Here is a 17,855-nt window from a genome sequence, read left to right on the forward strand (position 1 = left end):
CCAATTTTTATTTCAGCTTTTCCAGGATTTTCTTCAGCGCATCCATTCCTTCGCGATACAAATATCCCTGTGAATTTGACTGATATTGACGTGCGATAATCAATGTCTCAAGTGGTCTGTCTGAAAGTAATGATTTTGTGTTGACTGCTGGGGCTGGTCTGGGGTCATCTTTGTATTGTTCACTGGCAAAGCTGAAGGTGTTCGACTGGCTCCATAAGTAAGCGTATTTATTAAAAATCATTGGTTCATACTTATCTCGTATAAAATTGTTGGAGATATTTTCTCTGGCGATGATTTTTTCTGTGAGTGCATAATATTCTCTGATTCTTTGCTGCAAGTCATTATCAAAAAGGGTGAGACCGCCAGAATTGTCCAGGGCATTAAATCCGGTTTTATTAGGTGTAAAGTTATGTTCGATTATGAGGGAAACTATGTAGTTACTCGTATTAGAATCTATAGGGTCTAGCGTTTTAAACTGCCGAAAGAGTCTCGTGCATGAGTTAATGTTTTCCTCCATTTTGCGGTTCAGCTCTTTTAAATCCGCCAGATCAGTTTTCATGTCTTGAATTAAAACTTCCGTGTGGACTTGTGCTGTATTTTCCAGCTTGCGATTCTCGTTCCAATTGTTGAGAATAAAGGCGCCCAGAATACCAATAGTAATCACGAGAATTTCAAGTAGATACTCCGGCCATTTTTCTTTGAAGGTGGTGAAGATGCGTTTCATTTTTGAGAGTTAATTCCCCTCCCAGGAGGGGTCAGGGGTGGGTTTGTTATCAGCAATCCAAAAGACTATTTGATCCAAAACCCAATTCATGTTTTTTTATAAATCAATATCGTCAAATCTTAGGAAATGAACTCCAAGCGATTCTAAATTAGTCAGCGCCTCGGCTTACCTTAATATCATATACAGAAGCACACACCCTAATTTTGTTTCCGATATTCATCCAAACCCAGATCTTTCATCACCATCTTAAAAACAGGATGATTATTTAATGCTTTCATGGGTCCTCCACCCAGATAAGGCAAACTTGGATCGCCTTCTTCGTGCATGATCAAAAGCATTTCCATCTGTTTATCTGTTTCACCTGCGATCTGGTATAATTGGAAGATCAATCTGGTCTGAATAAACTGTGATTTTTTCTTTTTCTCTAGATAAGCGGCCGTTTTACTTATGGTTGTCTCAAAATCACTTTCTGCAAAGGTTTTGTCAATAAATTCATCGATTTCATCAAGTTGTGTTCGTTGTAGTAGACTTTTTAATTGACTAATAGCTTCATCGTAATCTCCGAGTGCAATGGCTTTTTCGAGGTTTACTTCTACTACCAGAGGATGATCAGGAGCAATTTTTTTCAACTTTTCAATGTATTTCGATGCAGTAAGTATTTTTCCATCAAACACATACATGATCCCTATGAAGCTGACCACCCAAGGAGATTCGGGATCAAGCGATTCTGCATAGCGAGCTTGCTGCCAGGCCTCATCCCATTGGTTCATGATCATGAGGTGGTGGGCAAAAGCAATCCTAGGTCCAGCGGAATTGGGATTGATTTCTATGCTTTTCCTGAAACTCTTTTCGGCTTTTTCCCATTCAAAGGTTCCCCATGTTTGTTCTACCCCATATTGAGCAAAGATTTCTGCATTGTCAGGATCAATTATGGAAGCTTCCTGCAAAAGAGTTTGGATGGTATCTCTGGCTAATTGAGGATGTACATATCCCATTTGTCTTTTGGATGCCCATAAGCCTGCAAGTCCGGTGTATGCAGCAACTATAAGGGAATCTTTTTCGATGGCTTTCATGAAGTACTTCTCTGCTTTTGAAAAGTATTCAGGTGTTAAGAACCCGGTGTAATACCAACCTCTCAAGAAGGCCTCATAGCTGGCGGAGCTAAGAACTGGTTGTGGTGTCAGCTTTTCTTGCTGGGCAGGAGTAATCACCTTGTTTATTTGTAGTGCGACATTTTTAGTGACTTCCCTGAATAGATTTGGAATAGCTCCCAGGCTCACTTCGTTTGAGGAAGTCCAGGCAATCGACTCTTCAGGAAAAGCATTGATGAGCTTTACCTGTAATGCGATGGTAGTGTCAATTTTGGTCAATGAGGTCTCAATCAAAGCATCAACTTCCAGTTCTTTGGCAATTTGCCGGATGTTCTTTTTTGTATCCTTGTATGGCATTACAGAAGTGCGAGAGACCACCTTTAGGTTTCCCAGTTTACCAATTTCGGTAATGAGTCCGTCATGCATTCCGGCAACAATATAACCCTGATCTTCACCCATATTGTTCAGAAATGGTAATACGGCAATGCCTTTTAAGTCATTTACCTCTGAAGTAGGTGCTTTAGTGACTTTTAAGAATCTGAGTTTATCAGGCGACAAAATGGAGGGATGAACAACATAATAAAATATCAGACTGAAAGCGAGCACAAGATTTATCACTTGGAGTAGCAATGGTTTCCAATTCCATCTACCCTGAAATGAGCTGTAGATCAATGTGGCTGGGAAGCCGAATAAAATGAGCAATATCAGTAGATCGATGAGCCCGGGATCAAGATCATAACGCTGTACAAGAAAACTGAATGATTCGACAACTACCCACGCACCTCCAAGATAGAAAATAAGACGTTTGCTGAGTTGATTGATATAGGTGGTTGTACTTGACATTATATTCAATATAATTCATTTTTTACGGAATGCATACAACCTCTTTTTCGCAAACCAAAGGCCAGTAATTGAGCTAACCGTCGTAAAATTGATCGAATTACATTTACAAATGACTAAAACATCAACTCCACTTTGCCTTTCATGTAAGAGCCTCTATAAATTTCTTCGTTTTTCCTTACCTTTCTTCAACCTATTTAACCTGAATTATTCCCATGAAAAAATCAATCATTTACCCGGCACTAACATTCATTCTATCCCTTTCCATTTTCTTCGTTCATGCTCAGAAAAAAGACGAGGAAAAGAAACCACCGCTGTATGATGTTGCCTGGAATAGTTTATCCTTCCGATCCATCGGACCGGCATTTACATCCGGACGAATAGCAGACTTTGCTGTCAATCCGGATAACCCAAGTGAATTCTATGTTGCCACTGCCGCTGGAGGGGTGTGGAAGACCACCAATCGTGGACTTGAATTTGAGCCGGTCTTTGATGATCAGGGGTCTTACTCCATCGGAGTAGTAGAGATGGATCCGAATAACCATAATGTGGTCTGGGTAGGTACCGGAGAAAACAACAACCAAAGAAGTGTTTCCTATGGAGATGGCATTTACAAAAGTGTAGATGGTGGAAAAAGCTGGAAACACAAGGGGCTAAAAAATTCAGAACATATAGGTATGATTGCCATTGACCCGACCAATTCAGATGTGGTATATGTGGCTGCAACCGGCCCGGTTTGGAGCGCAGGTGGTGATCGAGGACTTTATAAAACGACCGATGGTGGGGATACATGGAATAAAATTCTCGATATCAGCGAACATACGGGGATTCACGAGGTGCACCTTGATCCCAGAAATTCAGATGTGATTTATGCGGTGGCGCATCAACGAAGGCGACATGTGTTTACTTACATCAGTGGTGGGCCTGAGTCAGCAGTATACAAGTCGACTGATGGTGGGAAGAACTTCAGAAAAGTTTCAAAAGGTCTTCCGGGCGGGGATCTGGGACGAATTGGACTAGATATCTCACCAGCTAATCCGGATGTGATCTACGCGGTAGTAGAAGCGCAGGAAGACAAGGGAGGTTTCTATCGGTCAACAGATCTGGGCGAGTCGTGGGAACGAAGAAGCGACTATTCATCCAGTGGAAACTACTACCAGGAAGTCATTGCCGATCCTGTAGACGTTGATCTCGTTTACGTGATGAACACCTTTGCAGGAGTGTCAGAAGATGGAGGAAAAACGTTCGAGAACGTAGGAGAGAAGAACAAACACATCGACAACCATGCGTTGTGGATAGATCCGAACAATCCAAACTATTTGCTGAATGGAAACGATGGTGGCGTTTACGAATCCTGGGATCGCGGAAAAACCTGGCGCTTTTTCCCTAACCTCCCGGTCACACAGTTCTACAAGCTGGGCGTAAGCAACGATTACCCGTTCTATTATGTGTATGGAGGAACGCAGGATAATTTCACTTTAGGCGGACCTTCACAAACTACAGAAACCACCGGTATTACTAACCGTAATTGGTTTGTGACAACTCTCGGAGATGGTTTTGAGCCTCATGTCGATCCTGAAAATCCGGACATCATCTATAGTCAGTCGCAGTACGGGAACCTCTCTCGCTTTGATCGTAAGACCGGACAAACACAAAATATTGTACCACAACCACCGGATGGAGATTACTCTTACAACTGGAACTGGGATGCTCCATTGCTAATAAGCAATCACGATAATAAGCGTCTGTATTATGCTTCAGATAGATTGCACAGAAGTGATGACCGGGGACAAACCTGGAGAGAGGTGAGTGGTGATCTAACGCGAAAAATTGATCGCAATAGACTGGAGGTGATGGGCAAAGTCTGGCCAATGGATGCCGTAGCAAAGAATCAATCGACCACCGAATACGGAAACATTGTGGCAATTGCAGAGTCTCCATTGGACGAAAACCTTCTTTTCGCCGGAACGGATGACGGCCTGATTCATGTGTCACAAGATGGTGGTGAGAACTGGACAAAATACAGTTCATTTCCGGGTGTGCCTGACATGACATACGTGAACGAGATTATTGCATCAGCACATGACCGAAATACTGTTTATGTCGCTTTCAACAATCACAAGAGAGGCGACTTTAAGCCATATCTTTTGAAAAGCACAAATCTGGGTAAAAGCTGGATATCTATTAATGCTAACCTTCCTGAAAGGGGCTCTACCTATGCAATGGCAGAAGATTCAGAAGCACGAAACTTGCTATTTGTTGGCACTGAATTTGGCTGCTATGCAACACTTGATGGCGGAGCATACTGGCAAAAACTATCTAAAGGATTGCCAACCATTGCTGTGCGTGACATCAATATCCAGGAGAGAGAAAAGGATTTGGTGCTGGGCACGTTTGGCCGTGGGTTTTACATCATAGATGACTATTCGGCACTACGAGATCTGTCCAATGAGCTGATTCAAAAAGAGGCGCATATTTTCCCGGTCTCAGAAGCACTACAGTATGAACCATACAGTCCGATTGCTGCTAGTAAAACCATTTCCTGGCTAGGACCTAAAGGATTTCAGGGAGAGACTTACTACCTGGGAGAAAATCCTCCTTTCGGTGCTGCAATTACCTACTATCTGAAAGAAAAATATGAGACGCTGGAAAGCAAGCGTGAAAAAGCGGAAGGTGAGAAAAGAAAGGATGGACAGACCGTTTACTACCCAAGCTATGAAACTTTGAAAGCAGAGAAAGACGAGAAGAAACCATTTTTGGTCTTCACCATCAAAGATGCGAATGGAGAAGTGGTAAATGAAGTTCGCACGGGAGCTTCAGAAGGAATTAACCGGGTACATTGGGATTTGAAATATCCTATGATAGACGAGGTAAAGACAAGTCTCGCAGATCCATCAAAAAATTTAGAATCCGGTATCATGGTGCTTCCTGGAACTTATACTGTCGAGCTGGCAAAGAGCATTGATGGGGTAGTGACCATGCTGGTTGATCCGGTTTCTTTCGAGGTAAAAACGTTGGATAATCAAACACTCCCTCCATCTGATCCCGCAGCAATGCTAGCCTTTCATCAGCAGTTGATGCAGCTCTCTAAATCTGCTAATGGCGCAAGGAGAAATTATGATCAGTTGCAAGAGGCGTTAAAATACTATCAAGCTGCTGCCAAAATAGTAAGAAGCACTTCACTCGATGAAAAGATAGATAACCTGGAGTCCAAGCTTAAAGAAATTCAGCTGATCATGTTTGGTGATCCAATCAAGCGGCAGCTGGAAATTGACCAGACACCATCACTATCCAGTCGGGTGAATACTGCCATTTGGACGGGGACATCAAGTCTTACCGATCCAACAGAAACATCTAAGCAGGTGAAAACCATTGCCGAGAAATATTTGAACCCTGTGATCGTAAGTTTGAAACAAATCATGAGTGAGGATATACCGGCGATCAATGCAGAATTAGATGCGAATCAGGCACCTTGGACGCCAGGAAGAATCATTGAGATCAAAGATTAATGAGGTGGGCAGTTGGTTTTTTTTAAGCCGATTGCCCATCTTTTATTGGATAGAAAAATAGTCCCAAATCTAGTATCTAAATGATCTACCTCAACCAAGCCGGCACTAGCTGGCCAAAGCCTAATGAAGTTACTGAAGCGATCAATCGATTTAATCAGCTTTCACCGGATCAATGGATGAGCGTTTTTGAAGAAGGAATCCAAACAGTCACTTCCTTTTTTGGAATTGAAAACACTGATCGCTTTCTCTTTACCCAAAGTTGTACACAAGCACTAACCATAGCATTCAGTGATTTTTCCTGGAATGCTGGAGATAGGCTGATCATCAGTGCGATGGAGCACCATGCCCTTTCACGATGGTTTTACAAATTGCAGAATGAACGAGGAGTAGAGGGTGTGATTGTACCAAGGAGTGTGGATGGGCCTCTTGATCTGGAAGTGCTGGAGACGGAGTTAAAAAAAGGAGCTCGTATGGTGGCAATCTCCATGGCGAGCAATGTAACGGGTGAGATTCTTCCATTTGAAGAGGTTATTAAATTATCCAAAAAATATGGAGTGGTATGTTTGCTGGATGGTGCTCAGACGGCTGGGATTATCCCGATCAGTATGAAAGAGCTTGATCCTGATATTTTTGTTTTTGCCGGGCACAAAGGTCCTTTAGGTCCACAGGGAATTGGAGGTATTTATATTTCTGAACGAGTATCCATGATTTGTCCTAGTGCCGCTTGTGAGATCACACCAGGTGAAAAGAAACCATCGGTTTTCCCTACTTATTGTGATACCGGATCAGCACCCATGATGACCATTGCAGGGTTGTCTGCGGGAATCAAATGGCTACAGAATAAAGGATGGGATGAGGTGGATGCTCACAGAAAAAGTCTGACAAGACTGATGAGAAGTGGATTGGATGAGATTGGAGGAATCAAATTGGTTGGGAGTACCACGTATGAAAAATATACCGGAGCGGTTTCAATCGTGAGCGAGACGATTCCATTGCAAGAAATAAAAGAAAAACTCGGGAAAGAAATGGGCATCCTTGGAAGTCTGGGGTTTCAATGTGCACCCCTTGCGCATGAGGCATTGGGCACAAGTGAGACGGGCACATTTCGGTTTAGTGTCGGTCCATTGAATAAGAAAGACGATGTAAAAAAATTACTTGAGCTTATCCGAAGAATTGTCTGACAAAATTTCGTTAATCTCACGTATAATTTTATCCACTTCAATGCTTGACACTTTGATTTCTTTAAGTAATTCCTGATTCGATTCAGGGTCATCAGACAATAGATCGGCCAGACCAATAAGGCGAGCAACCGGAGCTCGGGTCATATGCGAGTTTCTGTAAGAAAATTGTTGTATTTTCTTGTTTTGCTCGTATACTTTTTTGGTTCTGTTTTTCACCTCATTTTCCAGGTTGTAATTAATAATTTCAAGCTTCCTTCTGAATTTTCTTTGGTTTCGCAGAAGCCTGTAAAAGAAGAATAGTATAAGTAAAACAGCAATTAACAGTAGCCCTAAAAGCAAGCTGTTTCTTGAGGTGAGTTTGTTCTTTTCTAATAGAAATTCAATCTGGCTTTCAGCCTCCAAGAGTTTATTTTCAGCCATTAGGTATTCATAATTGACTGTAGGAGAGGAGTTGGATCTAGTTATTAAAATATTTTGAACAAAACCCAATAGCTCAAAGAGTTTATCTGAGTCATTCGGATCATAAAATTTTTTAGCGTTCTTTATAAACTCCCGAATCGTAAAAAGTCCATCTACCTGATGTATTAGCAGCTCAGCCTCTCGAAAGTGATACCTGGCATTTTCGAAATCTCCAATTTCTGAGTAGGCTGAACTCAGCGCGACATGCAATCCGCAAGCACTTTCAATTCTTCCATTTTCCTTAGAGAATTTCAGATCCTGTAGAGCAAGAGGGATCATTTTTTGGTAGTCATTATTCAAAAAATAGATGTAAGCCAAATTGCCCATTGCATTATACATTACACCATCAGCATCAAAACCCCTTGCCTCCTCGATCAATTCATATAAAAAAACCTCTCCCTTAAGAATATAAGTAGAATCCAGGTTGGAGACGGCAGTAAGAATGCTACCATAAAGGTTTTTCCCAAGGAGATCGATTTTTTTACTTAAGAGCGCATTTTTAATAAGATCAGTTTCTTCGGATTTCTGATGCTTTTCATATGCTTCGAGGGCGGTAAACCATTGATCAGAGACAGCTATTATTCTGACCAATAAATATTGAGTCAAACGACTCATCGATTGATTTCCCTGCTTTTCAAACCCCTCGACGGCCTTTAGGAATAGACTTTCAGCCTTGCCAACATCCTCAAACATGTAGAAATATCCCTCTACCAGATCAAGTACAGGGTAGTAGCTGATTTTTTTACCTACTAGAATTGCTTCTTTCGCAGCAATTAGCTTTTCAGCGGATTCTTCAGGCGATGAATTTCTGGAAGTGATTGATAAAATCAGGTTTCGCTCAATTTTATTATCAGTGAGGCCAACCTTCTCAGGATCTTCAAAAAGAATAGCATCTACAATTTTTTCATCAAATCCAGTGCTTGGTGTTTGTGCATTCAAACAATGAATAAAGAGGATCAAAAAGAATGATACGGTTAGTTTACCAGTCATTTCAGCTAAAATTAGAAACAAATAACACCAACAAAAGGAAAGTGCTTTTAACTTTTCCGTCTGATCGACATATGGTTAAAAAATGAGGATTAACTTCCTCAATACATGCCTAACAGGCATAGGTGAGAGCTAATAATGAAACTGGAAATAGCAGATGTTGTTTGATTCAGGTCTTTTTCGTCAATGATATATGGAGGCATAATATAGATCAGGTTGCGAAACGGCCGTATCCAAACCCCTTTTTCTACGAAAAATTTTTGAGCTTTGGGAACATCTATAGGTTCTTTCATTTCCACCACCCCGATAGCCCCAAGAACACGGACATCTTTTACAGAAAGTGAATTGGCGATAGGAATGAGTTCTTTTTTCAATTGCCTTTCAATTGCCTTTACCCTCTCCAACCAGCCGGAGTTCAGTAAGAGTTCTAGGCTTTTGTTGGCAATAGCACATGCGAGCGGATTGCCCATAAACGTAGGTCCATGCATGAAGACTCCTGCTTCTCCATTACATATGGTTTCAGCTACATGCTGTTTGGTTAGGGTTGCTGCCAGAGTCATATACCCTCCGGTTAAAGCTTTGCCGACACACATGATATCAGGAGTTACCCCAGCATGTTCACATGCAAATAGTTTTCCTGTACGCCCAAATCCGGTTGCAATCTCATCGGCGATCAAAAGCATATCATGTTCGTCGCAGAGCTTCCGGATTTTCTGAAGAAAGTCTGGAGAATAAAACCACATGCCTCCGGCTCCTTGTACGATGGGTTCCAAAATAAATGCGGCACACTTATCAGCATTGAGCCTGAAAAACTGTTCCAGATTTGCTAGTTCTTTTTCCTCATAGCTTTCTTCAAATCGCTTCTTAGGCTGATCAACAAAAAAATGTTTAGGCAGGAATTCAGAAAATAGGTGATGCATGCCACCTTCCGGATCGCAGACGGACATAGCGCCGGTAGTGTCTCCATGATAGCCATTTCGGATAGTCATGAATTTGTTTTTCTGTGACTGACCTTTTGCATGCTGATATTGAATAGCCATCTTCATCGCCACCTCTACAGAAACAGAACCTGAATCTGCCAGAAAAACTTTTTCCAATCCATTGGGAGTGATTTCGGCTAATTTTTGACACAGTCTGATTGCAGGCTCATGGGTTATCCCGCCAAACATCACATGTGCCATTTTTTCCAGTTGATCCTTGGCAGCCAAATTCAATTCAGGCACATTGTATCCATGAATAGCCGTCCACCAGCTAGACATTCCGTCGATAAGTTCTTTTCCATTAGCAAGTCTAAGCCTCACACCTTGGGCAGAAACGATCGGGTAAGTTGGGAGGGGATTGGTCAGAGAGGTGTAGGGATGCCAGATGTGATCCCGATCAAAATGAAGAAGGGATTCGTTAAAGGACGATTCTTTCTGCATAATCAGCAATGATTTCAGAAGTGATTTCTTTTTCTCTCTCCATCTCCAGGAGGCACTTTGCATTGGATCGATTCATAATCACTTCAAAGGTAGAGTGGTTTTTTTCACCATTGAAAATGATTCCTATTAAAGGGATATTTCTGCTTTTCAATGCATAAAGAGAAAGTAAGGTGTGATTGATGCTTCCCAAATAATAATTAGAAACCAATACAACCGGAAGTCCGGTATTGGCCACCCAGTCGATGTTCAGATAATCTTCTCTTATTGGTACCATGAGTCCACCTGCTAGTTCAATGATCAGGTTGTTCTCTGTTATCGGAATCTGAAGTTTGGATTCTTCGATTGCGATTTTGTCAATAGCTGCAGCAGCATGTGGTGACATGGGCTGGGTGAGACGGTAGGCCTCTGGATGTACGGTCGTCTCAGGTGACCATCGTTTCACTTTATGAGAGTCGGTATTTTCCAGATCCCCAGCCTGTATCGGTTTCCAATAGTCAGCCTTCAGGACTTTGCATAGAATCACTGAAGCTACTGTTTTTCCAGTGTCTGTGTCAATTCCTGCTACGATTATATTTTGTTTCATGACATCCCCCTGCCAACTCTCAGGCTGGCACACCCCCCTTCAAAGGGGGAATAATTCAATTTATAATTTCGAAAAGCAAATCTATCTCCTCTTTGGTATTGTATGAATGGAGACAGAAACGGATTCGTTCTTTTCCTTCGGTAACGCTCGGCTTACGGATCGGTAGGGCATTGATACCTGCTTCTTTTAATTTCTCAGCTATGTCGAGTACTTCTTTATTTCCTGGTATTATTAAAGATTGTATCTGAGAAGTTGAATCAAGCCATTCGCCACCAGATTGCTTTCTTTTCTGGATGAAATACTCAATGATCTCTTTTAGCTTGTTTCGCTTTGTATTGGTCTTTGCCAGGTGCTGATAGGTGGCTGAAATACAGGCGAACTGATGGTTCGGTGGAGCTGTAGAAAAGATCATAGATCTTGAAAAGTTGATCTGATATTCTTTTAGCCAACCTGGCCCGACAACAGCGGCCCCATGAATTCCAGGCGCTTTGCCATAAGTGATGATTCGTGCCAATACATCATTTTCAAAGCCAAGGCTTTGAACCAAACCTTCACCTTCATCCCCATAAATGCCTATTGCGTGAGCCTCATCCACGATGAGATGCGCATCGTATTTCTTACAAAGTTTGGTGACTTCCTTCAGAGGGCAGATATCGCCATCCATGCTATACACGGATTCTACAATGACTATTTTGTCCCCTTCATTTTTTTCGAGCTTGTCTTGAAGGTCTGTTAGGTCGTTATGCTTAAAGCGGACCTTTTGTGCATGCCCCAGCCTGACACCATCAATGAGGCTTGCATGAATTAGCTCATCACAGATCAGGGTGGTTCCTTTGATTGCCAGGGAAGCAATCAGTCCTAAATTGGCCGTATAACCGGATGTGTAGACCAAGGCGCTTTCAACCTTGTGGAAGCTGGCAATTTGCTTTTCTACTTCCAGGGCATATTCAGAATTGCCGCTCAATAATCGTGATCCGGTCGCACCATTTTTTGCCGGTACTTCTTTGAGTTCCTTTTCAATGATCAGCTGCAGGTATGGATCGTCGGAGAGTCCCAGATAATCATTGGAATAGAAATCGATACCCTCAGGAAGAAGCGGGAGTACACGCAACAAATGTTGCTTTTTTCGATCTTCGAGTGCTTTTTGGTAGATGTTCATCACCCCCTAACCCCTCAAAGGGGGAATTATGCTTCGACTTCAGCTTCTTTCTTCACACCTTTGAATGCTTCTCTCGGTACTAACCCTAAAAGATCAAACATTTCTTTGTCATCATTGAAATCAGGATTTGGTGTTGTAAGCAACTTGTCCCCAGCGAAAATGGAATTAGCTCCTGCCATGAAGCATAGGGCTTGCTCGGTCAGGCTCATTCCCTCACGACCAGCTGATAAGCGTACCACAGATGCTGGCATAACCAATCTTGCAGTGGCAATCATCCGGATCAATTCATGTGCAGCCACTCGTGGTTGCTCAGCAAGCGGCGTTCCTTCTACAGGTACGAGTGCATTTACAGGCACAGACTCAGGATGTTGATCCATATTGGCCAAAGTAATTAGCATTCCCATTCGATCTTCTGCTGACTCACCCATGCCAATAATGCCTCCAGAACACACGGAAATCTTTGCTTTTCTCACATTGTCAATGGTCTTCAAACGATCATCGTACTCTCTGGTGGAAATGATATCATCATAGTAAGCTTCAGAAGTGTCGATGTTGTGATTGTAGGCGTAGAGTCCGGCATCTGCTAACTTTTTTGCTTGCTCTTCGGACACCATCCCGAGTGTACAGCACACTTCCATATCCATGCTGTTGACTGTTTTTACCATATCCAGCACTTTGTCAAAATCACGATTATCCCTCACTTCGCGCCAGGCGGCACCCAGGCACATTCTCGAGGCACCATTGGCTTTTGCGTTTTCAGCCTGTGCTCTCACCTCTTCTACTTCCATCAATTTATGCACCTTGATGTCCGTGTGGTATCGAGCTGCCTGTGGGCAATAGGCACAATCTTCCGGACACCCACCAGTTTTGATTGAGATCAAGCTACTTACTTGTACCTCTTTCGGATCGTGATATTTTCGGTGCATAGTAGCTGCCTCGAATACCAATTCCATCAAAGGTCGATTATAGATTTCTGCTATTTCTTCAAGTGTCCAGTTGTGTCTTACGTCAGCCATAAATCAGGTCGTTTATTAATTGCAAGTATAGCCTATAAAGAATCAGAATTGAAGATAAATAATGGCTGAATATCCTATTTCTTGACGGTAGACAGGTAAAATCTAGCGGGGTATACAAATGGTGTACAACTTGGAAAAAGACAAGTTTACAGTAATCCAATACCATTTTACTTCCGTTGATTTGAATCTGAAATTTTGAAGTTGATGACTATGAGAGACGTGAAATGGCGATCTAATATGATCGCTAAAATTAAGTTTTTGAGCTTTCTAATGTGTCTGGCAATAGGTCCATTGCATATTTTTTCTCAAACGGTTGAGATAGAAAACCTTGCCATCCATGATGGGAAGGTTACCATCAAATACAATCTCCTGGATTCTATTCAGGGCCGGCACTATACAGTAAGATTATATTCTTCAAGGGATGAATTCTTAAATCCTCTGAATGAACTATCCGGAGATCATGGCATGGAAATCTTACCTGGCTCAAGAAAGACAATTGAATGGAATGCGAGACAAGAACTTGGCAGCAGTTTCAATGGGGATGTTGCGCTCGAACTAAGAGCCAGGGTTTATATTCCCTTCATTAATGTGGATGACTTTGATGATATCAAGACACTAACCCGTCATCATAAACACAGCCTAACCTGGTCCGGTGGCAGGCCTAGCAACATTCTGAACTTTAACCTGTACAGAGGTGACGAGAAGATCACCACTTTTTCAAACATTGCCAATGTTGGTCATCATGATTTGGAATTGCCCCCTCACATTAAACCAGGGAAAGGCTACTATTTCTTGATTTCTGATATAAAAAATAAAGATGAGGTGGTCAAGACCAGTGAGTTTAAAATCAAGAGGAAGATCCCTTTAGGTTTTAAAGTGCTACCCATCTTTCTGATTGGGGGAGCAATCAGCATGCTTGATTCCGGGGGAGATCTTTCTGATTCGTCTCTGCCAGATCCTGTTTTACCATCTGAAAATTAATCTGATAATGAGAACAATTTATAGATATATCATTGCTGTTTTTATGTCGGCTTTTTCTGTTGAAGTAAATGCTCAATGTAGCAACTCGGCATTCAGCATGCATAGTCCAACAGGAATTACCGAAACGTCAGTAAATCTTTCCTGGAATGCCTCTGTGAACTCTGAAGGAAGCGACATAACATACGAAGTTTACCAGAGCATTGATGGGGGTGCCAACTTTACTTCAGTGGAGGAAGGTATAACCTCAACCAGTTATCAGGTAACTGGGCTTACTTGTGCATCAACCTATGTTTTTAGGATTCAATCCAAAGGAATTTGTGGATTGATGCGTGACCCCTGGTACTACTACACATATGAAAATTCCAGTAACACGCGAACGGTATCCACAGAGCCCACACCGCCTACAGCAAATAATGAAAGTGATGTTACCGATCAGTCATTTGTAGCCAATTGGAACCAGCATTCGAACGCAATTGAATATTATCTGGACGTAGCAGATAATCTCCAATTTTCACCTATGATTATCGATAATCGGGTGATCAGTGGTGCGGCAAATACAAGTTCATTGGTAGAGGATTTGACTCCATGTGAAACGTATTACTATCGCGTAAGAGCAAGAACACCAACCTGTACCTCCAATAATTCAAGTGCTGTATTGGTTCAAACCATGGTTCCCCAGGTGCCTGTATTAGAAGATCCATTTGAGCCTACCGAACAATCGTTCAAATTGGACTGGAATGATGTGCATGGAGTAACGGAATATCAATTAGATGTTGCAAGTGACATTGATTTTACTAATTACGTATCAGGATTTCAAAGGCGGAGTGTAAATGAATCGTCAGAGGATGCAACCGGCTTGGAAGCCGGAACCACCTACTATGCAAGAGTGCGATCCATTTGTCCGGTGGGATCGTTTGCAACATCAGAGTATTCGGAAATCAAGTCGATTATTACCCAGCCGGATGTTCCCGAACCTGAAGTTACCTACGCAACACAATTTGACTGGACAATCAGGTGGACTTCAGTGCAAGGTGCTGTTGATTACACCTTGGAAGTTGCAGAGGTAGAGAATTTTTCAGAAATATTACAGACTAAAACCATAGCACAGTCGTCAGGAACAATCTTTGATCGGATCAGCGTGGGCCTAAATCCTGGAAAAATGTACTACTTTCGTCTAAAGGCTAATAATGCTTCAGGAAGTTCAAGTTTTTCTGATCACAAAACAGTAATTCTACCTCCTAATGCTCCCGAATTTACCATTGTAAACGTAGATCAAACAAGCGCTACACTTTTCTGGGAGTCGGTTCCTAGTGCCACAAAATATTCGATTACGGTTTTTCTTGACGAAATTACGGAGAACATTCATCCGGACTATGATGCCGTCCAGACCAATACACCTGGGTTTTCATTGGAAAATCTGGAGGAAGGACGTCCTTTCTGGGTTGCAATCAAGTCTGGTTCTGATTATGGCTTTAGTCCTCGTAATATTGAGGATTCGGTCACTGTCCCGAAAACACCAGTTCTTGCAGAAACTACTTTAATTAATCAGACAAGTTTCACAGTGAATTGGGGTGCAACTGTTGGTGCCACTGAATACTTGTTGGATGTCTCAAAGGACAATTTCAACACATTTCTGCCGGGATATTTTGAACATGTGATTTCGGCAGAAAGTACTTCTGAGGAAGTTGATGGCTTGGATCCGGCAACTACCTATCAGTTTCGAATCCTTTCCAAGAACAATACAGGTAGATCTCCGATATCCGACGAATCGGATGTGCTTACAGTTTCAGGTACACCTGTTTCTGCAGCGCCTAACTCAATTGGGCAAACAAGTTTTACTGCAAATTGGGAAGTCGTAGATGGAGCTGATAGTTATTTAGTGGATGTCTCATCTGATGATTTCAATACCCTGCTTAGTGGCTATCCCCTTGAAGTAACAGGCAACTCGGCTGTCGTTAGTGGCCTTGATCCGGCAACTATCTATCACTACCGTGTGCGATCGGAGAATGCGACGGATGAATCGCCGAACTCAGGCACTCAGGAGGTACTTACCATACCTGCCACCCCAGCGATTGTTGATTTCTCAGAAAGGTCATCTACAAGTGTGAAAATTGAATGGGAAAAAGTAGCTGGTGCGAATACTTATGAAATCATTATATCAAAAACCAGTGATTTTTCAGAGTTGGTACCGGGCAATGATCCTCTCGTCGAACCAGCTAGTTTGAATCAAACTGTGCTTCAGGGCCTTGCACCTTCAACCGCTTATTTTATAAAAATGAGAAGTGTAAATGAAACGGGCCCTTCTCCCTATTCGGATATTTCTACAACCTCAACTACAGACAGTAACGGCAATTCACTAGATCCTAAAATTGAGATTGCGAATGCAGATGTGGCATCCATCAATTTCAACGTGACTGGCGGACTGCAAGGAATAGCAAGTGTCAAGCTCTTTCATAAGAAGCGCACGGAAGAGGAGTTTGCGGAAGTAGACATGGAGGTAAAGAGTGATGGGATTTACTTTTTAAATGTTCAACCAGAATGGCTGGATGATTTTGGGATGGATTACCGTATTGTCGTAGAAGATGGAGTGGGTGCTACGGCGGAGATTTCCAATAAAGTCTTGCGGCAAATCGATCGGGTAGAAATCAATTCGGTACAATCCTTTGGTTCAGCGATTGAAAATTATTCCATCATATCTGTGCCGTATGATATGAGCAATACAATTGAAGATATTTTCGAACGCTTGCTTGGTGAGCACGATGATTCAAAATGGCGAATCGTTCAGTATAGGAATGGAAACAATTTTGACTATACCCAGGGTCTTTCAAAAGAGTCAATGACTCGGGGAGAGGGATACTGGTTTATTTCTACTCAGGAGATTGATTTAAATATTGGAAGTGCTATAGCACCTGAAAACACTCGAGACAATTTATTTCAAATGAGCCTGGCAGAGGGTTGGAATCAGGTAGGCAATCCATATCCTTTTGACATAAAATGGAGTGATGTGCTTTCACACAATTCAGATGTTTTTGGTGTCAGTCCATTGTTTGTTTTTGATCAGTCTTCCAAATCCTTTACAGAATCGGATGACCTGATAGTCTATGGTGGAGGCTTTGTCTTTTCGGAGAACGCAGTGACGCTTGAGATTCCAATAGTGCGCCAAGAAGAATCAGGAAGAGGAAGAATCGCCGACTCCCGAATTTTGGATGGTTGGGAAGTCAAATTCAATCTAAAAAGTGGAGAGGTTGTCAATCAATTGTCATCGATTGGAATGCGTTCTACTGCTTCAGAAGAGGTAGACGCACATGATCAGGCAGTTCTCCCACGATTTGTGAAATATGTGGAGTTTAAATCATTAAAAGAAAATCATCTCGGATATCAGTTGAGTCGGGATTATGTGGATATAAGAGCTAATTATCGATGGGACTTTCACGTTGAATCGAATGCATCAGATCGGGTAAATATTACCTGGGATGCTACACAGGTTCCAGCAGGTACAGGGGTTTTTATCCATGACACAACCGACGACCTGGTCATTAACATGAAGGATGTAGATAGTTACGATTTTAAGTCCGGCGCATTGCTTAAAATCTATGCACTGGAGGATTACGATGAAATTGAAGGGGTTCAGTTTTTAGGGCGCCCGTATCCTAATCCCATAGACAATCAACTCACGATCCCATTTGATTTTGGTCTTGATCTTGTGACATCCAGGCTGGTGATCTACAAGCTAGATGGAAGCATTGTATTTGAAGGAGAGTTCGACAACATGGAAAGAGGCCTAAAAAAATTGGAGTGGAATACTACGCTCAAGAATGGAGATACACTGGGAGAAGGCATGTATGTGTATTCGATTTATTGTGAAGGTAAAAAACTCAATACAGGACGTATTATAAAAAAATAG

Annotated in this window: 11 protein-coding genes; 4 read left to right on the plus strand and 7 right to left on the minus strand. The window is 42.1% G+C overall.

What is annotated here, in order from left to right:
* Positions 1-7: 7 nt before the first annotated feature.
* Positions 8-724 carry a DUF6090 family protein gene (locus ACP14Y_RS10090; RefSeq protein WP_424962837.1) on the minus strand — a complete coding sequence of 239 codons (717 nt, stop codon included), beginning with the start codon at positions 722-724 and terminating at the stop codon, positions 8-10.
* 197 nt (positions 725-921) lie between these two features.
* Positions 922-2,658, minus strand: a complete 1,737-nt coding sequence (locus ACP14Y_RS10095; protein WP_424962838.1) for a hypothetical protein — start codon at positions 2,656-2,658, stop codon at positions 922-924.
* Between the two features lie 212 nt (positions 2,659-2,870).
* Here ACP14Y_RS10095 and ACP14Y_RS10100 point away from each other — a divergent pair, with 212 nt between their 5' ends.
* Both ACP14Y_RS10100 and ACP14Y_RS10105 read left to right on the plus strand, forming a co-directional pair.
* Positions 2,871-6,164, plus strand: coding sequence for a VPS10 domain-containing protein (locus ACP14Y_RS10100; RefSeq protein WP_424962839.1), 3,294 nt, complete (start codon positions 2,871-2,873; stop codon positions 6,162-6,164).
* A gap of 80 nt (positions 6,165-6,244) precedes the next feature.
* Complete coding sequence (locus ACP14Y_RS10105; protein ID WP_424962840.1) at positions 6,245-7,345, plus strand: aminotransferase class V-fold PLP-dependent enzyme; 1,101 nt, start codon at positions 6,245-6,247, stop codon at positions 7,343-7,345.
* On the opposite strand, the gene ACP14Y_RS10110 is transcribed toward ACP14Y_RS10105, so the two are convergent.
* From ACP14Y_RS10110 to bioB, 5 genes are all read right to left on the minus strand, one after another.
* Positions 7,316-8,794: a hypothetical protein gene (locus tag ACP14Y_RS10110; RefSeq protein WP_424962841.1), complete on the minus strand. Its 1,479-nt coding sequence runs from the start codon at positions 8,792-8,794 to the stop codon at positions 7,316-7,318. The genes ACP14Y_RS10105 and ACP14Y_RS10110 overlap by 30 nt on opposite strands.
* 98 nt (positions 8,795-8,892) lie before the next feature.
* Complete coding sequence (gene bioA, locus ACP14Y_RS10115; RefSeq protein WP_424962842.1) at positions 8,893-10,212, minus strand: adenosylmethionine--8-amino-7-oxononanoate transaminase; 1,320 nt, start codon at positions 10,210-10,212, stop codon at positions 8,893-8,895.
* Entirely contained in the window at positions 10,190-10,795 is a 606-nt protein-coding gene (gene bioD, locus ACP14Y_RS10120; protein ID WP_424962843.1) for a dethiobiotin synthase, read from the minus strand. Before bioD ends, bioA begins: the two co-directional genes overlap by 23 nt.
* Positions 10,796-10,850: 55 nt before the next feature.
* Positions 10,851-11,954 carry an aminotransferase class I/II-fold pyridoxal phosphate-dependent enzyme gene (locus ACP14Y_RS10125; protein ID WP_424962844.1) on the minus strand — a complete coding sequence of 368 codons (1,104 nt, stop codon included), beginning with the start codon at positions 11,952-11,954 and terminating at the stop codon, positions 10,851-10,853.
* 26 nt (positions 11,955-11,980) lie between these two features.
* On the minus strand, positions 11,981-12,970 hold the full coding sequence (gene bioB, locus ACP14Y_RS10130; RefSeq protein WP_424962845.1) for a biotin synthase BioB: 990 nt from the start codon (positions 12,968-12,970) through the stop codon (positions 11,981-11,983).
* 237 nt (positions 12,971-13,207) lie between these two features.
* Here bioB and ACP14Y_RS10135 point away from each other — a divergent pair, with 237 nt between their 5' ends.
* Together ACP14Y_RS10135 and ACP14Y_RS10140 are read left to right on the plus strand one after the other, a co-directional pair.
* A complete protein-coding gene (locus ACP14Y_RS10135) occupies positions 13,208-13,951 on the plus strand; it encodes a hypothetical protein (RefSeq protein WP_424962846.1) in 744 nt (247 codons plus the stop codon).
* Between the two features lie 7 nt (positions 13,952-13,958).
* Positions 13,959-17,855, plus strand: a complete 3,897-nt coding sequence (locus ACP14Y_RS10140; RefSeq protein WP_424962847.1) for a fibronectin type III domain-containing protein — start codon at positions 13,959-13,961, stop codon at positions 17,853-17,855.

Origin of the sequence: Ekhidna sp. (assembly GCF_965247405.1) — a bacterium.
Lineage (GTDB): Bacteria > Bacteroidota > Bacteroidia > Cytophagales > Cyclobacteriaceae > Ekhidna.